Below are 18,823 nucleotides of genomic sequence, written 5' to 3'. Positions count from 1 at the left end.
AAGGGTCAGGCCCTGAGAAGGCTTGCGACGAGGCCCTCTTCCGGAAGGAAGGGGGCCTCGTTTTTTGAGGAGAACGGCGCTTCGAAGAGGATTGGCGCTGGGGAGAGCCTTTCGATTGAGGCCCGGTTGTGTGCGCGGCTCGGGTCGCTTCCGTTGGGGCCGGGGTTGTTGAGGATTATCCCGGCCACTTTGATGCCCATGTACCCGGCGCACTTAATCGTCATGAGCGTGTGGTTGATTGTGCCGAGCCGGTTGGCTGAAACGATGATGGCAGGGAGGCCGAGGTCGAGGGCAAGGTCTGCCATGTATGTATCCTGAGCGATCGGCGTAAGGAGTCCGCCCGCACCCTCGACGAGCATGAGGTCATGCATATTCGAAAGCTCTTTAAGGCAGGATCTTATCCTCTCAAAATCAATTGTTGCGCCTGAAAGCTCAGAAGCGGTAAAAGGCGCGAGCGGCGGCGCGAACCTGTATGGGTTTATAAGCTCAAGCGGGGCTTCGGTGCCGGATGCCTCCTTGAGCCTCAGGGCGTCAGTCGGCACGAGCCTGCCGTCCCTTTCAGGGCAGCCGGTCTCCACCGGCTTCATGACCCCGGGCTTCAAGCCCGCTGCCCTGAAGGCCCTTGCGAGCATGCAGGCGGCCTCGGTCTTGCCGACTCCGGTGTCGGTGCCTGTGATGAAGAAGGCGCGTTTCACTGGGCAATGCCCTCCGTAATCTCCCTTATCCCCCTGTAGGCCGCATCCACTATCTTCTCTATTTCTCTTGCGGTAGCGCTCAAGGGCGGCATTATGACGACAACGTCCCCGAGGGGCCGGAGTATTACCCCGTAGTCCCTGGCGCGGAGGCAGGCCCGGTAGCCCACCCGCTCGCGGGCAGTGTAGGCCTCTTTCGTCCTTTTGTCCTTTACGAGCTCTATCCCGGCAACGAGCCCTATCCGCCTGACGTCGCCGACATGCGGCAGTCCTTTAAGCTTCTCAAGTAACACGTTGAAAATATTCACTTTTGGTGCGAGTTTTTGCAGCACCTTTTCCTTTTCAAATACATCGAGGCTGGCGATTGCGGCAGCGCAACCTAGCGGGTTCCCGGTATAGGTGTGCCCGTGGAAGAAGCTCTTGTACTCCTCGTATTTGCCTAAAAATGCCTTATAGACCCTGTCCGTCGTGAGGGTCGCGGCAAGCGGGAGGTAGCCCCCTGTAAGGCCCTTGGCAAGGCAGAGGAAATCAGGGGAGACCTTTTCGGCATCGCAGGCGAACATATGGCCGGTCCTGCCGAAGCCTGTAGCGACCTCGTCGGCTATGAGGAGGACGTCATATTTTTTCGTAAGCCTTCTTACTTCCTTGAGGAACCCGGGGGGCGAGATGACCACGCCCGCCGCGCCCTGAAGGATCGGCTCGATCACGCAGGCCGCGATCTCCTTGTGGTGCTTCTTTAACACATCCTCGAAAGCCTTGAGGCACGCGGTCTTGCAGTCCGGGAAGGCTTTTTTCGCCTTGATCGGGCACCTGTAGCAGTACGGGTATGGAGCGCGGAAGGGCCTGAAGAGGAGCGGCCTGTACTTCTTTACGAATATGTCTATCTCGCCGACGCTCATTGACCCGAAGGTGTCGCCGTGATAGGCCCCGGTGAAGGCGACGAACCGTTTCTTCCCGGGTTTTGCGGTCTCTTCACAGAACTGGAAGGCCATCTTGAGGGCTATCTCGACGGCAGTAGAGCCGTTGTCCGAATAGAAGACCCTGGTAAGCCCCTTCGGCGCGGCCTTTACGAGCCTTTCCGCAAGTTTTATGGATGGGACGTTTGCGAGCCCGAGGAGAGTCGAGTGGGCGATTCGGCCCAGCTGCTCTTTTATGGCCCGGTCTACCTCCCTTTTCCTGTGGCCGTGGACATTGACCCAAAGGGAGGATACGCCGTCCAGGTAGCGCCTGCCCTCGGTATCGATGAGGTAGCTCCCTTGTCCCCGCTCGATTACAAGGGGGTCGGAAGCCTCCCATTCGCGCATCTGCGTGAAGGGATGCCACACGTGGTTTTTATCCAGCCCGACTAGCCCGGCTGTCTTTTTTTTCATGGCCGTTTTTTCCTTGCGGTGATTATTATAAGCCCGTAGCTTGCGGTGACGCCCTGGCCATCAGCCGGGAACTTCCGGGCATAGGCAGCCCCTGCCTCCCTGAGCTCCCTTACGGGCGCAAGCCCTTTGCCGCGCTCCAACGGAGGCGCGGCGCCTATGTGCTTGAGCGTCCGTAGAAGCTCATAGAAATCCTTATAGGCCTTTTTGACAATTCTTTTATCCGCACTTATTATCTCAAGACCGGCCCTCTCCGCCTCGTTCGTGACTTCATCGGAAGCTTTGAACTCAAGGCCCCGGTATCCGGGGTAGCATTCCCTCAATTCGGACAAGGTCCCTGGCCCGAGCGTAGAGATGGCGAAGAGGCCGCCCGGCTTGAGCACGCGGCACGCCTCGGCAAAAGCCGAGGAGAGGTCCCCGGCCCACTGGTATGTAAGGCTTGATGCCGCGCAATCAAAGGTGGAATCCCTGAACGGAAGGGCTTCGCAGTCCGCCCCTGCAAGGCCCGTAAGCCTCTGTCCGAGCTTCTCGCCTGCCCTGCGGAGCATAGGGAAGGCCAGGTCGCACCCGAAGACCCTGGCCCCCGGAAGGCATGACAGTATAAGCTCCGCGAGCGAGCCTGTGCCGCAGCCTATATCGAGGACGGACATGCCCTTGCCGATTCCGCCTTCCGGAAGGAGTTCTCTCAGCGCTGCCGAGACTTTATTGGCGGTTTCGTACTGAAAGTCCGCGAACTCGTCGTAGGTGGATGCCGCCCGCGAAAAGGACCTCCTGACCGCTGATTTGTCGAAACAGGCCTTTAGCATGCAAACCTACCCCGATGAGGAAATAAAATCGTTTACGACGGACATGAACGAATCGGGCTTTGTAATGAAGGGCGCATGCCCGGTCCCCCTCATTATTTCGAGCCTGGCGTTTTTTATTTTTTCGGCCATGTACTCGGCGGCCCCTGGCGGGCAAACGGTGTCCATCGCCCCGTGTACGAGGAGTACCGGCAAGTTTATTTCCTTTAGCCTGTCCCTCAGGTCAGCGGAGTAAAGCGCCTCAAGCGCCCTGGTTATTTCATCGTACCTGAAAGACGGAAAACAGCCGGGGACCGGGCCTTCGCAGGATATCGGCCCCGGATACCTGTATCGCCCAAGAAAGGCCGTGGCCCCGGCAGAAGCCAGCTCCTCGTCCGTGAAGTTGAGCTTATAAAACCTTTCGACCGTCGAGGCCGGGTCTTTTTTCATGTCCGTTATCATGCGTTTCACGAGCGCCCTGGACTGGCCCCAGGGGAAGTCATCCTTTGCAACGAAGCACGGGGTCGAGCCGACGAGTATGAGGGCGCGGAACCTTTCCTTAAGAGCCGGATATGCCGCAATAAGCACCTCCGCGCCGAGTGACCATCCTATGCCGACCGCGTCCCTGAGGCCTTGCGTGCGCTCCGATAGCTCCCTTATTGCCGGGGCAAGGGTAGGTTCGTCCCAGGCCCTTTGGCCGCCGTGGCCGGGCAGATTTACCGTTATATGTCCGCTCCCGAGCCTTTCCGTTGCCGCGTCCCAGGACCGGCTGTCTGTCGCCCATCCGTGGACGAATACTAAGCCGCCCTCAGCCATAGAGGGCATCCCTCAGCGCGGAGAGCACGGAATCGACGTCCTCCGCGGTGTGCGATGCGGACAATGTCATCCGGAGGCGCGAGGTCCCCTCGGGCACGGTCGGAGGCCTGATGGCCTGTATGAAGACGCCCCTTTCAAGGAGCCTGTCCGATATGTCCATTGCCTTTTTTGCTGCGCCGAGCTTTACCGGCACAATGGGCGTTTCGCTCCCCAGTGTGTCGAGCCCCAAACCCAAAAGGCCTTCCTTGAGCCTTGCCGTATTCTCCCAGAGCCTTTGCCTGAGGCCGGGCTCGTTCTCCACGATATCGAACGCCTTCATGGCCGCGCCGCAGACCGAGGGTGGAAGGGCGGTCGTGTAGATGAACGGCCGTGCCTTCGAGACCAGGAGGCCTATCAAGGCGCGGCCCCCTGTCACGAACGCTCCGAATGAGCCGAGCGCCTTGCCGAGAGTGCCCATTACGATTACAGCCGGGTGGCTGATGCTGAAATGCTCGAGGCTCCCGCGGCCTCCGGGGCCGAGGACGCCGGTTGAGTGCGCGTCATCGACAAGGAGCATGGCCCCGTATTTATCGAGGAGTCCTGTAATATCGTTCAATGGCGCTATGGTCCCGTCCATGCTGAAGACGCTGTCGGTGGCTATCAGCTTTCTTTTAGCCTTCGAAGCCTTGAGGAGCCTTTCAAGGGCGTTTACGTCCCTTGAAGGGTATCTCCTGGCCTTGGCCCGGCTGAGTACGCAGGCGTCCACGATGGACGCATGATTAAGTTTATCCGAGAATACCTCGGAGGACCTGTCCATAAGGGCGGAGATGACGCCGAGGTTCGCATTATAGCCGGAATTGAATAGGAGCGCGGCCTCGGCCTTTTTGAAGGCCGTTATCCGCCCTTCGAGCATTACATGGGGCTCCATTGTGCCTGATACGAGCCTCGACGCCCCGGCCCCGGCCCCCCACTTCCTGACGGCCTCGATTGCGGCCTCCTTTACGAGCGGGTGTCCGGCAAGGCCCAGGTAATCATTAGAGCACATTATAAGCGCTTCCCTGCCGTTCACGACGCCCCTCGGCCCCTGCGGCCCGTGAACGGTCTTGAGCTTCCGCAAAAGGCCCAGGGAGTCGAGCCTCAATAGCTCTTCATCTATGTATTTGAGCATGGGGTTCATCTATCAGGCTACTGAAAAAGTCCATCTGCGTCGAAGGCTACGTCGCTGGACACTCCGGCGTACACGAAAAGTACGCCTCATTCCTTGCTCCCCTGTTCCAGTGGGGCCTCGCATCTGGAGCTTTTTGAGCAGCCTGGATAAAAACGGAGTTTTAGAAAGCTGCTATATAAAGATTACTTGTAGCCGCGGGGCCTGAGGCCCAGGTCCGAGAGCATCCGGAGGTCTTCTTCAGGGGCCCGCCCGGGTGTGGTGAGGTAGTTGCCTATCATCATGCCGTTCGCGCCTGCCGCGAATATGAGGGGCTGCAGGTCGCGGAGGTTCACCTGCCTGCCGCCGCAGATTATTATGTCCCTCGCAGGGAGCATGAGCCTCGCGAGGGCTATTATCTTCAGGCACTCTATCGGGGTAAGGTAGCTCGCCCCTTCGAGCGGCGTGCCCGGCCTGGGGTTCAGGAAGTTTATGGGGATGGAATCGACCTCAAGCTCCCTTAAGGTGGAAAGTAGCTCTATCCTCACATCCCAGCCCTCTCCGAGCCCGAATATGCCGCCCGAGCAGACGTGAAACCCGAGTTCCTTGGCTGCCTTTATAACCGCAACGTCCTCTTCGTATTCGTGTGTCGTGCAAACCTTTGGAAAGAAGCTCCGACCGGTCTCGAGGTTGTGGTGGTAGCTCTCAAGCCCGCTCTCTTTTAATTTCTTCAGGGTATCTCTCGTGAGCATGCCGAGCGAGGCGCAGCTCTCAAGCTCCATGCCCCGCATCCCTCTTATGGCTTCGGAAAGCGCGGATATGTCCTTCTCCTTCTCTATCCGGGTGCCGCTTGCGACTATCGAGAACTCGCGCGCCCCGGTCCTTGCCGCTTCTATTGCCGCGCCGATGATCTCGGATGGCCCGGACATGGGGTATTCGGCCGCTCCCGTGGGGTACTTGACGGATTGGGAGCAGAAGGAGCAGTCCTCCTTGCACAGGCCGCTCTTTGCGTTTACGATGGCGCAGAGGTTTACCTCGACCCCCTTGTGACGGCGCCTGACTTTCTCGGTAATTGCGAGTGATTCGTAAATGGACGAATCCGGCAGGCTTGCAAACTCAAGGGCCTCGCCTTCGGAGAGGCCTTCGCCCGAGAGGCCCTTTTCAAGGGCGGTCTTCAGTATGGTTTCCATTGTCTTTCCAGGCAGCCTTCTAAAATTGATCTTTTCCCAGGACTCTGCGGGAAAAAGCTCTGATTTTTTAGAGGCTGCCTCCAATTATTTGAAGTATGTTCCCAGGATTTGAATAGCATAGCGCAAGGGCATTGTCAACTTAAACATAGAATAGGTTGACAATGCCCTTGCGGGCGGAACGGCCTTGTTTCATAGGCATAATCTGGTGCGAAAAGGTAGACATGTGAAATCAGGGGATCTCGTCCGAGTCCAGGAAGCTTACAGAGGATTTCACGCCGAGCCGCCGGGCAAGTGAATGGACCTGGCCCTCAAGCTTTTTCCGGGCGGAGCTGGAAGGGCAATAGGCCTCTATCGTTACCGCGAATAGCATGCCCCCTGAATCGGACTTGGACTCAATGCAGGTCACTGCCGCCTTGGAGCCGTCAAGGAGCTTCGAGACCATGTAGAGGGCGTCGGGCCTGTTCGGGCCGTGTAGCATGATATGCACGTTTCCGAAGGTCCGGCTTTTTTCGATTGCAAGCTCCTTTGATTTCAGGGTCAACAGGCCCTTTACCCTGTTTACGGCCCTTACAAGGGTCTTCCGGTCCTTTCCGATTACTTCGATTACTGCCGCAAAGTGGCCGCCAAAGGACGATATTATGGAATCCCCGACCAGGCACCCGCTATCCTTGAGCGAGCAGAAGAGTTCCGTGAGCTTCCTGCCCTTGGGACCCGCAGCCAAGAGCGCGTATCTCTTCATGGCGCCTTCCTTTCTATTCTATTTCAGTCGTGGTGCGGGACCGGGCTGGAAATTGTGATGTGAGGTTTTGAAAAGAACCGGTTTACTGAAAAGCCGATTTTTACTTTTTTTAAACCTCTCCTTTCCTTCTATCGTTTTTTTGTCTCTTAAGTCCGTGACCTGGGTCACGGACTTATCCATGGCAAATCTTGATTTTTAAACTCCTTATTTTTGCTCCTTTTTCCCTTTCCTTCTCATCCTCTCGGCGATTTCGATTTCATTTCCCCTCTCATTCGGCCTGTAATAAATGCTGCCCTTAAGGGTCTCGGGCAGGTATTCCTGCTCGACCTCCGCGTCCTTGAAGCTGTGCGGGTACTTGTAGCCCTTGCCGTAGCCGAGGCCTTTCATGAGGCTTGTGGGCGCGTTCCTTATATGGAGCGGCGCCGGGAGGGCGCCGTGCTTCCTTACGTCTCCAGCGGCTTCGAGATAGGCGAGATACGAGGCGTTGGATTTCGGGGCTGTCGCGAGATAGGCGACCCCGTGCGCCAGCGGTATCCAGCCCTCGGGCATCCCCACGAAGTCGACCGCGTCCTTTACGTCGATCGCGAGCCTCAGGGCAGCTGGGTCGGCGTTACCGATGTCTTCGGATGCGAATATTACCATGCGCCTCGCGATAAAGAGCGGGTCCTCGCCCGCCTCGACCATCCTTGCGAGCCAGTAGATTGCAGCGTGCGGGTCGCTCCCCCGCATGGATTTTATGAAGGCAGAGATGACGTTATAGTGCTCCTCCCCGCCCTTGTCGTATAGGATGGCCTTCCTCTGCACCGCTTCCTCGGCGGCCTTCAGGCTTATATGCCTGACCCCTTCGGGGTCAGGCTCGGCAAGCATGTAGGCGGCCTCAAGGGCGTTTAGCGCCGTCCTCGCGTCTCCCGCCGATATCTCGGAGAGGAAATCGACGACGCCCTCCTCAAGCTCGGCCCTGAATTTGCCGAGACCGCGCTCTTTGTCCTTCATGGCGCGACCCAGTATCTCCCTGAGCGCCCCGGAGGAGAGGGATTCGAGCACCAGCACCTTGCACCTCGAAAGGAGCGGCGCGTTCACCTCGAAAGACGGGTTCTCGGTCGTCGCCCCTATGAGGGTTATGGTGCCGTCCTCCACGCTATGCAGGAACGCGTCCTGCTGCGCCTTGTTGAACCTGTGTATCTCGTCCACGAAAAGGACGGTCTTTTTGCCGCGCCGGAGGTTTTCCTTTGCAACCTTTATTACCTCCCGAATCTCCTTCACGCCCGAGAGGACCGCCGAAAACTCCAGAAATTCCGATTTCGAGGCCTCGGCCGCTATCCTGGCGATGGTGGTCTTCCCTGTGCCGGGCGGCCCCCAGAGGATCAGGGAGGGGAGGTCGCCCTTTTTTATCACCCTGTCCAGGAGCTTCCCCTCTCCAATGAGGTGCTCCTGCCCTATGAAGCCCGAAAGGTCCTTTGGCCGCATCCTTTCGGCAAGAGGGGCGGGGTTGAGCCCACTTCGGCCTTCATCGAAAAGCTCAAGTTCCATATAAAATGTCTCCTTTAACGAAATTTTACTATATGCGGAAAGGAAATGGAAGGAAGGGGCAGCACCCTTAACCGTTGACAGCAGAGACCCTATGGGATAGCATATCCACCGAAATCAGCACTCAAATTCCTTGAGAGAGCTTCAATGCGGGTAGCGGTTTTAGGGGGCACGTTCAATCCCATACACCTGGGCCACCTGAGGATTGCTGAGGAGGCCAGGGAGGCGCTTTCGTTCGAGCGCGTGGTCTTCGTGCCCACGCACATAACCCCGCATAAGCTGAGGGAGTCGCTTACGCCGCCTGAAGCGCGCCATGAGCTTGTAAGGCGCGCGATTGAGGGGAACCCCGGCTTCGAGGTCTCGGATATCGAGATACGGCGCGGGGGCAGGTCTTTTACCGTCGACACCGTGAGGGAGCTTAGGAGGGAGCGGCCCGGGTCCTCCGTGAGCCTCATAATAGGGAACGACTCTTTTAACGAGATAACCTCATGGTATGAGTACGAGGAGCTTTTGGGCCTCGCAAGCCTCATAGTCGTGCCGAGGCCCGGGCACCCGGTCAAAAAACCGGCGGAGGTGTTGCCGGTTGAAGTGGCCCGTAAGTTCTGGTATGATTCGGAAACCGGAGCTTACGTCAATTCCGCCGGTATCTCTATAACTTACCTGAGTACGACCCTTATGGACATCTCTTCATCGGCCATAAGGGAGAAGGTGCGCAAAGGGCTCTCGATAAGGTACCTCGTGCCCGAGAGCGTCCTTAAGCTCATAGAAGAGCATGAGCTTTATCGATGACCGGGCCTGCCGCTTAGGCGGCCCGTCCGTAATGGGGGAGGCCCCCAAAAATCCATCAAGGAGCTCTTAAACTGGAACCAAAGAAGAAGGCGCTCGAGATCGCAAGGCTCGCCCTCGACAAGAAGGCCGAGAAAGTAGTGATACTGAATATCAAGAAGCTCTCCACTGTATCTGACTATCTCGTCATATGCAGCGCGGAATCCGAGAGGCAGGTCCAGGCCATAGTCAATGCCGTGGAAGAGGGGCTCAGGAAGGCCGGAGAGCGGCCTCTCGGCATTGAAGGCGCAGCCGAAGGGAAGTGGGCGCTCATGGACTATAACGACGTCGTGGTCCATGTCTTCCTCGAGCATATAAGGTCTTTCTACGACCTCGAAGGGCTGTGGGCCGAGGCGCCGGCCACGGAGGTCGCGGATAAATTGAAGCTTTCCGGCGCGGCGAAACCCGGCGCAAAGGGCGGCAAAAAAGGGCCGGGTAAAAAGGGCGGTTAGGCCGGTGGCGCCTTGAAGATAGTTTTCATCTCCGTGGGCCGGATGAAGAAGGAGAGCCTGAGGGAAGCCGCAGCGGAATATCTTAAAAGGATACGGAGATACGCGCCCGTCGAGGCCGTGGAGGTAAAGGACGAGAAGGCCCCGGCCAAGGCGCCCAGGGAGGACGTGGCAAGGGGCGAGGGGCAGAGGATAATCGCGAAGCTCATGCCCGGCGATTATGTCGTCTCGCTCGCCGACACGGGGACCGGAATGACTTCCGCGGGCCTCGCGGAGTTCCTCTCCGGCATCATGTCCTCGGGCAGGAAAAGGCTGGTCTTCATAGTGGGCGGCGCGTGGGGCCTCCACAAGGACGTATACGACAGGTCTCAAATGGTGCTTTCGCTTTCGTCGATGACGCTGCCCCATGACCTCGCGAGGCTTGTCCTGTACGAGCAGGTCTACAGGGGCTTCACCATAATGCGGAACGAACCCTACTCGCACTGAAGGCAACTTCTGAAAATTTTGGTTTTTCCTGCAATCCAAGGGAAGCCGGGAATAAAAAGCGGAGCATCATGCTGATATGCGAGCATTTTTATCCCGTAGCCACGCGGAGCCCGGGGAAAAGGTCGATTTTTAGAGTTAGAGTTGACTGAACAAAGGAAGAAGCGGCGGCAGATGTACACCAAGGTACTCCTCGTAGTAATCATACTCGTCCTGGGGGCGTTCTTCTATCTACATACCAAGAACCCCGGCATCGTCACCTTCGTCGTAACGAGCGAGTACACCTACGCGCTCCCGGCCGCCCTCCTCGTCTTTTTCGGCTTCCTCGCTGGCGTCGTGCTTGCGGTCCTGAATTCGCTCGTGGCCGACGCAAGGAGGGCCCTTAAGGAGATGAAGGAGCGGAAGGAGAAGAAGCTCCTTGCGCAGGCCGACGAGAATTATAGAAAAGGGGCCGAGCTCCTTGTGAAGGGCGATACCTCTTCCGCAAGGGAGCTTTTCGAGAAGGCCCACGCCGCAAAGCCGAACGAGACCGGCATGATAATAAGCCTCGCCGAGACATACATGAGGGAGGACAGGCCCAGGGAGGCGGTCAAGGTGCTTGAGAAGGGGTTCCTCAACAACCCTTCCTCCATAGGCGTATTGAGCTCGCTTGCCCGTTGCGCGACCGAATCCGGGGACGCGCAGAGGGCGGCCAAGGCCCTGGAGGAGGTCGTGAAGCTCGACCCGGGCAACCTCTACGCATTAAGGAAATTGAGGGACCTGAGGACAAGGGAGGCCCTCTGGTCCGATGCGGCGGAGCTGCAGAAGAAGGTCATGGATTCCGAAAGGAACGAGGAACTCAGGAAAAAGGAGAAAAAGCTCCTTACGGGGCTCCTTTACGAGTCGGCATGCGTGTCCATGAACGAGGGGAGGCTTACCGAGGCGCTCGTCAGGGTAAAAGAGGCGTTGAAGAACGACGACAAGTTCCTACCCGGGCATATCCTCCTCGGAGAGGTGCTCGACAGGCAGGGGAGCTCTGCGAGCGCCGCAAAGGTATGGGAGAAGGCGCTCGCCAGGTTCAGCACGCCCGAACCGATCATCCTCAAGCTCGAAGACCTCTGCATAAAGGAATCGGCCCCGGAGAGGATACTCGAAAGGTATAATAAGGAGATACTCACGCATTCGAACGGGCCCAATATGAGGCTCCTGCTGGCACGCCTTTACCTGAGGCTCGAGATGGTCGACAACGCCATAGAAGAGCTCGAAAGGCTCCAGAACGAGGGCGAGGAAGGCTTTTACCATTCGGTGCTCCTTGGCGAGGCCTATCTCAGGCGCAAGCAGGGTGGCAGGGCCGCGCACCTCTTCCACAGGGCGCTCGGGCTTGACAGGGAGTACAGCCCTCATTTCAGGTGCTCCGGGTGCGGCTCCGATGTGGTCTCATGGAAGGCCAGGTGTACCTCTTGCGGGGAGTGGGATACACTTGTAATGAGGGGGTTGGAATCCCAGCACAGGGCGCCGGCCCTGAGAAAGCTCTTCTGAGCCCTTCAAAGTCCCGCCACATCAGGCGGAGCTGATGGCGGCCATTCGCGGGCGACTTGACCGGGGCCGTCATGCCGCCTGACCGTGCTCTGTTTATTCCCCTTTCAAAAAAAAGCAGGAGAACCGGATTGAAAAAGGTCTGCCTGATCGTGCTGGACGGATGGGGCATTAACCAGGACAACGACTCGAACGCCGTGCTCCTGGCCTCGACCCCCAATTATGACCGCCTGGTCCGGGAATATCCCGTATCGACGATAGACACCTCCGGGTTTTCAGTGGGCCTCCCGGAGGGGCAGATGGGGAATTCCGAGGTCGGCCATCTCACAATGGGCGCGGGCAGGGTCGTATACCAGGAACTCGTGAGGATATCAAAGGCCATAAAGGAAGGCGAGCTTGAATCCCGCCCCATGATCGACGAGCTCGCAAGCGGACTGAAACGGAGTGGCGGCGCGCTCCATCTCATTGGCCTCCTCTCGGACGGCGGGGTGCACAGCCATATCGAGCACCTCTTCGGCCTTCTGGACATCTTCAGGAGAAAGGGCGTTGAGAGGGTCTTTATACACGCTATACTCGACGGCAGGGACACCCCTCCTTCGAGCGGCGCCGCCTACATGGAGTCGCTCCTTTCGTACCTTGCGAAAAGCAACTCGCCTGCCAGGGTGGCCACAGTGTGCGGCAGGTATTACGCGATGGACCGTGACAACAGGTGGGAGCGCGTAAAGAAGGCGTATGACGCGATTGCCGGGGGGATGGGGGCGGCCGCCGAAGACCCTCTCGAAGCAGTGAAGGCGGCTTACGCGAGGGAGGAGACGGACGAGTTCGTCCAGCCTACGGTGCTGGTCCGGGAAGGAAGGCCCGTGGCCCCGGTCTCGGACGGAGATGCCGTCCTCTTCTTCAATTTCAGGTCGGACAGGGCAAGGGAGATAACAAGGGCCTTCGTGGACGACGGCTTTACCGGCTTCGAGAGGAAGGCGAGGCCTGCCCTTTCGAGGTTCGTCTGCATGACCGAGTACGACCAGAGGCTCGGGCTTCCGGTCCTGTTCGCGCCGCAGGCGCTAAGGAACATACTCGCGGACGTTCTCTCCTCAAGCGGGCTCAGGCAGTTCAGGGTCTCAGAGACCGAGAAGTACGCCCACGTGACCTTTTTCTTCAACGGCGGAAGGGAAGAGCCGTTCGAGGGGGAGGAGAGGCTCCTTATCCCGTCGGCGCAGGACGTGCCGACTTACGACAAGAAGCCGGAGATGCGGGCCCTTGAGATAGCCGAGGCCGCGGCCATGAAGATACGGGAGGGGCGCTATTCCTTCATGCTCATGAACTTCGCGAACTGCGACATGGTGGGACACACCGGGGTCCTGGACGCCGCGATCAAGGCCTGCGAGGCGGTGGATCGGGCCCTGGGCATCGTGGCCGGGGCGGCCATTGAAAACGGCTGGTCGGTATTGATAACCGCCGACCACGGCAATGCCGAGCAGATGAAAGACCAGTCTTCGGGAGAGGTCCACACGGCCCACACCACGAACCTTGCGCCGTTCATACTGGTTGACCCCGATATGAAGGGGACGAGGCTCAAGCACGGCGGGCTTGACGACGTCGCTCCGACCATCCTTAAGCTCATGGGACTGCCCCAGCCCTCGGAGATGACCGGCAAGCCGCTTTTTTAGCAGGCTGCTGAAAAAGTCCATCTGCTTCGAAGGCTACGTCGCTCATAACTCCGGCGTACGCGAAAAGTACGCCTCATTCCTCGCTCCCCTGCTCCTAATGGGGCCTCGCATCTGGAGCTTTTTGAGCAGCCTGAATAAAAACGGAGTTTTTCAGCAAGCTGTTGGATTTCGCCTCTCTTATTCGCTCAAAAAAAGCGGGCTGCGAATACTGCAATCCGCCTGGAAGCTCCTCGGCAGGTATTCCTTTTTTCAGCCTACCCTTCTTACGCCCGCATGGTAGCAGCACTGCAGGCTTTCGATATTGTTATCGAAGGTCCTCCTGCCTGCGTACCTGAACTCTATCCTGATGAAGGATATGCCCCCTGGTATGGTGGAGTTCATCTCCTCGACCACCCGTCCCTGGCCCCACTCCGGGTGCCTCAGGTGGACGACTACTTCTCCTACGGAGAGGTACAGTTTTCTTCTCTCCTCGCGCATAATTAATTTTCCGTCTTTTGGTGAGCTCCGTCAAGGAAAACCCGCGTAGCGACTGGGTGAAACGCGCCATGCGTTTTTTTTTACCGGCGATGGACGAGAGTCCCGGAGGCCCTTGAAACCGCGGCCCCGGTATGAGATGATATGCGGGATTTCACTGCAGGGTGTTGAAAACACCCTGCCAGGCGATCAATCTGCGGATGGATTGCCAAATTGCGAAGGCTTGAAAGTCCGGCATTGCGAGGCCTGGACGGATTCATTCCGGCCAAACCGTTATTGAAAAAGTTCAACATCCTCCAGGGAGGGCGACCTATGCCGCAGAAAGGCTCCTGTAATTATCTCACCTGCCCGATGTGCGATGTGGAAGTGCCGATGGCCGGGGATGAAAAGATCGGGGAGAGCGTCTATTGCCCCTACTGCCAGACCCCGCTCGCGCTCCGGAAGGAGAAGGAGACGGAAGAGCTCTTTCTTGAGGAGGATTTCTGAACGCGGGCTGCTGAAAAAGCCTGAACGCGATTTGAGTGATTCAGCAACCTGCTAGATGTCCAGCACGGCGGTAGCCTTCCACCCGCCGCCGTCCCTCTCCAGGCTGAACATGTGGAGCGTAACTGCCTTCACGTCGGCGCCGAGCGGGTGCTTCGCGGGGTCAAGCTCCTCTCCAGATAGTTCGGCGACGAGGCTTAAGCCCTCAGCTCCCTCCTTTATCTCCATTTTTTCCACCCGCATAAGGAGCTTTTTCGCGTCTTTCAGGTACACGAGCTCGTTAAGAAAATCGTAGAGGAGCATGTCCCGTTCAGGGTTTTCGAGCTTTACGGCCACGCGCTTCCTCCTCTCTATCCTCTCCGGCTCGTCTACCATCACGTTCACCGTCGCCTCGGCTGCGGATGTGAAGACCTCTTCAAGGCTTCCGCCTGTTGCCTCGAACGCGACGTCGGCAGTTGCGATTTCATCGAGATAGCGGTACGGCATCCCGGTTTTCCCCTTGCGCGGATTTCATGCGCCGCATTTTTATTACGGCTAGCCTTTTATGTTCCCGATGGGTATGAGCCGGACTACGCGCTTGCTGAGCCCGGCCGATTCCGTGGCCCCGACCACCTCGTCGATTTTTTTATATGCCGCGCCCGCCTCCTCGGCAAGCCCGCCCCATGTAACGCTCCTCACGTATATGCCCCTCTCCTCCATCTCGTGCTGGAGCTTCGAGCCCCTGTACATGCGTTTCGCGTGGTGCCTGCTCATGGTCCTGCCGCTCCCGTGCGCTGTCGTGTAGAACGCGTCCTTGCCGGTCGCGAGGCCCGCGAGCAGATATGAGCCCGTCTCCATGCTCCCGCCGATTATGACCGGCTGGCCGGTCTGCATGTATTTCCCGGGCAGTCCCTTCATGCCGGGCGGGAAGGCCCTTGTCGCGCCCTTCCTGTGGACGAGGAGCTCCATCTCCCTGCCGTCGACCATATGCCTTTCCACCTTGGCCGTGTTGTGGGTTACGTCGTATACCATCCGTATCCCGAGGTCCTCGGGCGGCCTCCTGAATACAGCCGAGAAGACCTCGCGTATCCTGTGGAGTATCACCTGCCTGTTCACGAACGCCATGTTGGCGGCGCACTTCATGGCCTTGAAATAGTCCTGCCCTTCACGAGAGTTGAATGGCGCGGAGGCGAGCTCCCTGTCGAGCACCTTTATCCCGTACTTCGGCTCCATCACACGCAGGAATGACTGAAGGTAGTCGGTCGCCACCTGGTGGCCGAACCCGCGGCTCCCGCAGTGGAACATTATGGCCACCTGGTCGGGGAGAGTGAAACCGAAGGCCCTGGCCGTCTCTCCGTCGATGACGTTCTCGGGTTTCGCTACCTGTATCTCGCAGTAGTGGTTCCCGCTCCCGAGCGTGCCCACCTGGTCGAACCCCCGGTCTATGGCCTTTTCGCTCACCTTCGAGGCGTCCGCCCCCTCGAAGCAGCCCCGCTCCTCGGTAAGCTCGATGTCCTCGGGCCAGGCGTAGCCCTTTTTGAGGCACCAGCGCGAGCCCTCTTCAAGCGCCTCCCTGAACTCGTTGCGGTCGAGCCTCAGAAAGCCCGTGGAGCCCACGCCCGAGGGTATCCTGTAGAAGAGCGCGTCAACGAGCTCCTTGAGCCTGGGCTTCACCTCTTCGAGGGTGAGGTCCGTTACGGCAAGCCTCATCCCGCAGTTTATGTCGAAGCCTATGCCGCCGGGCGATATCACCCCTTCATGGATGTCCATGGCGGCCACACCGCCTATGGGGAAGCCGTAGCCCCAGTGCCCGTCAGGCATGCAGCAGGCGTATTTGACTATGCCCGGCAGGCATGCGACGTTCGTCACCTGGTTGAAGACGCCTTCGTCCATCTCCCCTATGAGCTTCTCGGTCGCGTATATGCGCGCCGGGACGAGCATACCCTGCTTGTAGCCCTTGGGGATCTCCCAGACGGTCTCGGATATTCTTTTTATTGACGGAGGAGCGCCCATGCCTGGCCTTTCAGGTTTATTAATTTCCGGCGCGGGCCCTCACGGCGGGCGCCCTGGTCCCGGTATAGTCATTACTTTATCAGAAAAAAGCAAGCTTGTTTTCCGGGCAGGACCGGAAAATTCCGGCTACTTGACAAGCCTGTCCGCGGGTCTAGAATCAAGATATGAATGGTTTACGCGGCCGCAAGCAGTCGATTCGCGGCATGATTTCGAGTGTTTTGCATATAATGGAGGTGCGAGTATGAAAAAGTTTTTAATGGCGGCCGTAATGGGCTTCATTTCGGCCGCTTTCATATCCACTGCCGACGCCCAGTACAGGATCCCGCTCGAAGGCGTCTTCCAGTTCCCGGATGCCGAGGGCACCATAGAGGTGAGCGATTATCCGTCCGGGACGGCGCAGCAGGAGGTTACTGTCGAGGTAAGGGGTTTGAGGCCCAATTCCGTGTACACGGCGTGGCTGGCTGACGGGCCTGAAAGGATGCAGGGCCTCGGCGTGGACGATTACTCCTTCCGCACCGACGCGGCAGGCAACGGCAGGTTCATAGCCACTGTGCCCGAGGGCGAGCTTAACAGGTGGGACATGCTCGAGATAGCCTATCACCCCACCGGAGACCCGGCTGATCTCGAAAACGCGGAAATAGCCCTCAGGGGCGAACTGGGCCTGTATGGCTAAATCGCGCAAGGGTTCGGTTGTCGAGGGCCTCGGCTCAAGCCGGAGGCCCTTTTGATTTTCCGGGCTGCAAAAAGAGAGGTAAACGATGAAGTACCGCCTTTTGATAATCGCGTTCGCGGCAGTCTTCCTTACCTCCGCCGCCGTATGGGGCTCATCCTCCAGGGTCGAGCTCACGGGCGAGGCATGGGACAGCGCCGCGGGCGAAGCCGTGATAACCGACGTCGAGAACGAGGAGAAGGAGATACGGGTGGAAGCCAGCGGCCTCCAGCCCAACTCCATTTACTCCATATGGCTGATAGACGAAACGCCGATGCTCGGAGACATCGGGATAGGCTCCGGGGACCTGACGTTCGAGACCGACGCCGAGGGGAACGGCACCTATATAGTCAGGATCCCGGCCCGGCAGTTCAAGGACTGGGACAAGATAGAGATACTGCACCATCCGAATAACGACACCGAGGACCTGGAGGGCGCCGAGCTCGCGCTCCTGGGCAGCTTCTGGGGTTAAAGGAGGCGCAAATGAACGCGCTTGGAATAGCCTTGGGATTGGCGCTCGCGGCTGCGGTCGCATTGGCGCTCCCGCAGGCTTCAGCATATGCCGGAACGATGGAGATGGAGAGCTTCCTCTGGGAGGACTCAAGGGCCGAGGTCGAGATTACTGACGCGGCCGAGGGCGAAAAGGAGATAACGATTCGCGCCGATGACCTCATGCCGGACTCCGTGTACACAGTCTGGCTCGTGAGCGAAGAGAGGAGCGAGGCGGAGATGGTAAGCCCGATGGAGCACGGCTTCAGGACCGACTCCGAGGGGAAAGGTGTTTTCAGCGCCGCCATACCTGAAGAGGAACTGGCGAGATGGGAAAGGATCGAGGTGGCCTGGCACCCGGAAGGCGCCCCGACCGTGGAGGGGATGCAGACGGCCTTCGCAGCCGGCCTCGATGGCATAGGCTGACAGGTGCCGGGGGCTGGCGCGCATTGGAGCGCCAGCCCCCGGGTTTCCGGCCCTTTCCCTTGACCCCCTGAGAAGAACTGTGATAGCTTTATCCGCATGAAAATAATCGTGACCGGCGGTGCCGGCTTCATAGGCTCGCACCTCGCGGCCGCGCTCCTCGAGCGCGGGGAACAAGTTGCCGCAATAGACGACTTCAACGACTTCTACGACCCGCGTCTCAAGAGGGAGAACGCGGAAACGCTCCTGAAAAACCCGTCTTTCAGACTTTTCGAAGCGGACATAAGGGACCGCAAGGCGGTCGAAAAAGCGTTCGCCGCGTTCAAGCCCGACGCCATATGCCATCTTGCGGCCAGGGCCGGGGTGAGGCCCTCCATAGACGACCCAGTCCTCTACGAGGAAGTGAACTGCCTCGGAACGCTGAACCTCCTCGAGCTCTCGAGGAAGAGCGGCATGACCAACTTCGTCTTCGCCTCGTCGTCATCCGTGTACGGCATAAACAGCAAGACCCCCTTTTCCGAAGAGGACCCGATAACCTGTCCGATATCCCCCTACGCGGCCACGAAAAGGTCAGGCGAGCTAATGTGCTTCACCTACTCGCATCTCTGGAACCTCCCGGTTACGTGCCTCCGTTTCTTTACGGTGTACGGCGAAAGGGGGAGGCCCGACATGGCGGTCGCCAAATTCACCCGCCTAATAAGCGCCGGCAAGGAGATAGAGGTCTACGGCGACGGAACGGCCAGGAGGGACTTCACCTACATCGGCGACATCGTCTCCGGAATACTCAAGTCGATATACTCGCCTTCGAGGTACGAGATAATAAACCTCGGCGGGGCCAATACGATCGAGGTGAGGGGGCTTATCGCCCTAATAGAGGCGGCCCTCGGAACGAAGGCGAAGGTAAGGCACCTGCCGCCCGCGCCGGGGGACGTGCCCATTACGCACGCGGACGTATCCAGGGCGAAAAGGCTCCTGGGTTTCAGCCCTTCCGTGGGGATACAAGAGGGAGTCGGGAGATACGTAAAATGGTTCGTCGAGAGGGAGCGCAGGCTCTCCGCTTGCACTCGGCCGGGAGCGTGAA

The 18,823-nt window shown here is 58.6% G+C and carries 21 protein-coding genes; 10 read left to right on the top strand and 11 right to left on the bottom strand.

The features are described 5' to 3' along the window. Window positions 1–5: 5 nt before the first annotated feature. From bioD to QY316_09580, 8 genes are all read right to left on the bottom strand, one after another. Window positions 6–695 carry a dethiobiotin synthase gene (bioD, locus tag QY316_09615; protein ID WKZ32160.1) on the bottom strand — a complete coding sequence of 230 codons (690 nt, stop codon included), beginning with the start codon at window positions 693–695 and terminating at the stop codon, window positions 6–8. Further along, window positions 692–2,062, bottom strand: a complete 1,371-nt coding sequence (gene bioA, locus QY316_09610; GenBank protein ID WKZ32159.1) for an adenosylmethionine--8-amino-7-oxononanoate transaminase — start codon at window positions 2,060–2,062, stop codon at window positions 692–694. Before bioA ends, bioD begins: the two co-directional genes overlap by 4 nt. Continuing rightward, window positions 2,059–2,865, bottom strand: a complete 807-nt coding sequence (locus QY316_09605) for a methyltransferase domain-containing protein (protein ID WKZ32158.1) — start codon at window positions 2,863–2,865, stop codon at window positions 2,059–2,061. Before QY316_09605 ends, bioA begins: the two co-directional genes overlap by 4 nt. A 6-nt stretch (window positions 2,866–2,871) precedes the next feature. Then, complete coding sequence (locus tag QY316_09600; GenBank protein WKZ32157.1) at window positions 2,872–3,657, bottom strand: alpha/beta fold hydrolase; 786 nt, start codon at window positions 3,655–3,657, stop codon at window positions 2,872–2,874. Then, window positions 3,650–4,804 carry an 8-amino-7-oxononanoate synthase gene (gene bioF / locus QY316_09595; protein WKZ34112.1) on the bottom strand — a complete coding sequence of 385 codons (1,155 nt, stop codon included), beginning with the start codon at window positions 4,802–4,804 and terminating at the stop codon, window positions 3,650–3,652. Before bioF ends, QY316_09600 begins: the two co-directional genes overlap by 8 nt. Window positions 4,805–4,986: 182 nt before the next feature. Continuing rightward, complete coding sequence (gene bioB, locus QY316_09590) at window positions 4,987–5,970, bottom strand: biotin synthase BioB (protein WKZ32156.1); 984 nt, start codon at window positions 5,968–5,970, stop codon at window positions 4,987–4,989. Between the two features lie 229 nt (window positions 5,971–6,199). Next, window positions 6,200–6,709 carry a hypothetical protein gene (locus QY316_09585; GenBank protein ID WKZ32155.1) on the bottom strand — a complete coding sequence of 170 codons (510 nt, stop codon included), beginning with the start codon at window positions 6,707–6,709 and terminating at the stop codon, window positions 6,200–6,202. Window positions 6,710–6,913: 204 nt separating this feature from the next. Then, window positions 6,914–8,239 (bottom strand): replication-associated recombination protein A, encoded by a 1,326-nt coding sequence (locus QY316_09580; GenBank protein WKZ32154.1) that lies wholly within the window; start codon window positions 8,237–8,239, stop codon window positions 6,914–6,916. A 144-nt stretch (window positions 8,240–8,383) separates the two neighbouring features. On the opposite strand from QY316_09580, the gene nadD reads away from it, so the two are divergent. The 5 genes from nadD (at window position 8,384) to gpmI (ending at window position 13,172) form a co-directional block, all read left to right on the top strand. After that, window positions 8,384–9,025, top strand: a complete 642-nt coding sequence (gene nadD, locus QY316_09575; protein ID WKZ32153.1) for a nicotinate-nucleotide adenylyltransferase — start codon at window positions 8,384–8,386, stop codon at window positions 9,023–9,025. Window positions 9,026–9,096: 71 nt separating this feature from the next. After that, on the top strand, window positions 9,097–9,513 hold the full coding sequence (gene rsfS, locus QY316_09570; GenBank protein WKZ34111.1) for a ribosome silencing factor: 417 nt from the start codon (window positions 9,097–9,099) through the stop codon (window positions 9,511–9,513). A gap of 12 nt (window positions 9,514–9,525) precedes the next feature. Beyond that, window positions 9,526–9,996, top strand: coding sequence for a 23S rRNA (pseudouridine(1915)-N(3))-methyltransferase RlmH (locus tag QY316_09565; protein ID WKZ32152.1), 471 nt, complete (start codon window positions 9,526–9,528; stop codon window positions 9,994–9,996). Window positions 9,997–10,167: 171 nt separating this feature from the next. Further along, the gene (locus tag QY316_09560) at window positions 10,168–11,511 is read left to right on the top strand and encodes a tetratricopeptide repeat protein (protein WKZ32151.1); all 1,344 of its coding nucleotides are present in this window, start codon (window positions 10,168–10,170) and stop codon (window positions 11,509–11,511) included. 128 nt (window positions 11,512–11,639) lie between these two features. Next, window positions 11,640–13,172, top strand: coding sequence for a 2,3-bisphosphoglycerate-independent phosphoglycerate mutase (gene gpmI, locus QY316_09555; protein WKZ32150.1), 1,533 nt, complete (start codon window positions 11,640–11,642; stop codon window positions 13,170–13,172). 249 nt (window positions 13,173–13,421) lie between these two features. Here gpmI and QY316_09550 read toward each other — a convergent pair whose 3' ends face one another. Next, complete coding sequence (locus QY316_09550) at window positions 13,422–13,649, bottom strand: DUF3553 domain-containing protein (GenBank protein ID WKZ32149.1); 228 nt, start codon at window positions 13,647–13,649, stop codon at window positions 13,422–13,424. A 309-nt stretch (window positions 13,650–13,958) separates the two neighbouring features. Here QY316_09550 and QY316_09545 point away from each other — a divergent pair, with 309 nt between their 5' ends. Continuing rightward, window positions 13,959–14,132 (top strand): hypothetical protein, encoded by a 174-nt coding sequence (locus QY316_09545; GenBank protein WKZ32148.1) that lies wholly within the window; start codon window positions 13,959–13,961, stop codon window positions 14,130–14,132. Between the two features lie 51 nt (window positions 14,133–14,183). On the opposite strand, the gene QY316_09540 is transcribed toward QY316_09545, so the two are convergent. Continuing rightward, window positions 14,184–14,615, bottom strand: a complete 432-nt coding sequence (locus QY316_09540; GenBank protein ID WKZ32147.1) for an archease — start codon at window positions 14,613–14,615, stop codon at window positions 14,184–14,186. Window positions 14,616–14,663: 48 nt separating this feature from the next. Continuing rightward, window positions 14,664–16,121, bottom strand: a complete 1,458-nt coding sequence (locus QY316_09535) for an RtcB family protein (GenBank protein WKZ32146.1) — start codon at window positions 16,119–16,121, stop codon at window positions 14,664–14,666. Between the two features lie 241 nt (window positions 16,122–16,362). Here QY316_09535 and QY316_09530 point away from each other — a divergent pair, with 241 nt between their 5' ends. From QY316_09530 to QY316_09515, 4 genes are all read left to right on the top strand, one after another. Continuing rightward, window positions 16,363–16,794, top strand: coding sequence for a hypothetical protein (locus QY316_09530; protein ID WKZ32145.1), 432 nt, complete (start codon window positions 16,363–16,365; stop codon window positions 16,792–16,794). Between the two features lie 85 nt (window positions 16,795–16,879). Then, a complete protein-coding gene (locus QY316_09525) occupies window positions 16,880–17,302 on the top strand; it encodes a hypothetical protein (protein WKZ32144.1) in 423 nt (140 codons plus the stop codon). A gap of 11 nt (window positions 17,303–17,313) precedes the next feature. Then, window positions 17,314–17,745 (top strand): hypothetical protein, encoded by a 432-nt coding sequence (locus QY316_09520; protein WKZ32143.1) that lies wholly within the window; start codon window positions 17,314–17,316, stop codon window positions 17,743–17,745. Between the two features lie 96 nt (window positions 17,746–17,841). Beyond that, window positions 17,842–18,822 carry a GDP-mannose 4,6-dehydratase gene (locus QY316_09515; protein ID WKZ32142.1) on the top strand — a complete coding sequence of 327 codons (981 nt, stop codon included), beginning with the start codon at window positions 17,842–17,844 and terminating at the stop codon, window positions 18,820–18,822. Window position 18,823 lies beyond the last annotated feature (1 nt).

The sequence above is a fragment of the Thermodesulfobacteriota bacterium genome, assembly GCA_030583865.1.
Taxonomy (GTDB): Bacteria; Desulfobacterota; GWC2-55-46; order GWC2-55-46; family GWC2-55-46; genus UBA5799.
Note: the sequence above shows the minus strand (reverse complement) of the source record. Positions and strands in the feature narration are given on the sequence as shown.

Coding starts and splice junctions, on each gene's coding strand:
- QY316_09580 (WKZ32154.1), bottom strand. CDS start 8,239: ATGGAACTTGAGCTTTTCGATGAAGGCCGAAGTGGGCTCAACCCCGCC.
- QY316_09605 (WKZ32158.1), bottom strand. CDS start 2,865: ATGCTAAAGGCCTGTTTCGACAAATCAGCGGTCAGGAGGTCCTTTTCG.
- nadD (WKZ32153.1), top strand. CDS start 8,384: ATGCGGGTAGCGGTTTTAGGGGGCACGTTCAATCCCATACACCTGGGC.
- QY316_09600 (WKZ32157.1), bottom strand. CDS start 3,657: ATGGCTGAGGGCGGCTTAGTATTCGTCCACGGATGGGCGACAGACAGC.
- bioB (WKZ32156.1), bottom strand. CDS start 5,970: ATGGAAACCATACTGAAGACCGCCCTTGAAAAGGGCCTCTCGGGCGAA.
- QY316_09560 (WKZ32151.1), top strand. CDS start 10,168: ATGTACACCAAGGTACTCCTCGTAGTAATCATACTCGTCCTGGGGGCG.
- bioA (WKZ32159.1), bottom strand. CDS start 2,062: ATGAAAAAAAAGACAGCCGGGCTAGTCGGGCTGGATAAAAACCACGTG.
- QY316_09530 (WKZ32145.1), top strand. CDS start 16,363: ATGAAAAAGTTTTTAATGGCGGCCGTAATGGGCTTCATTTCGGCCGCT.
- QY316_09540 (WKZ32147.1), bottom strand. CDS start 14,615: ATGCCGTACCGCTATCTCGATGAAATCGCAACTGCCGACGTCGCGTTC.
- QY316_09535 (WKZ32146.1), bottom strand. CDS start 16,121: ATGGGCGCTCCTCCGTCAATAAAAAGAATATCCGAGACCGTCTGGGAG.
- QY316_09545 (WKZ32148.1), top strand. CDS start 13,959: ATGCCGCAGAAAGGCTCCTGTAATTATCTCACCTGCCCGATGTGCGAT.
- QY316_09585 (WKZ32155.1), bottom strand. CDS start 6,709: ATGAAGAGATACGCGCTCTTGGCTGCGGGTCCCAAGGGCAGGAAGCTC.
- QY316_09525 (WKZ32144.1), top strand. CDS start 16,880: ATGAAGTACCGCCTTTTGATAATCGCGTTCGCGGCAGTCTTCCTTACC.
- QY316_09515 (WKZ32142.1), top strand. CDS start 17,842: ATGAAAATAATCGTGACCGGCGGTGCCGGCTTCATAGGCTCGCACCTC.
- bioF (WKZ34112.1), bottom strand. CDS start 4,804: ATGCTCAAATACATAGATGAAGAGCTATTGAGGCTCGACTCCCTGGGC.
- QY316_09520 (WKZ32143.1), top strand. CDS start 17,314: ATGAACGCGCTTGGAATAGCCTTGGGATTGGCGCTCGCGGCTGCGGTC.
- QY316_09550 (WKZ32149.1), bottom strand. CDS start 13,649: ATGCGCGAGGAGAGAAGAAAACTGTACCTCTCCGTAGGAGAAGTAGTC.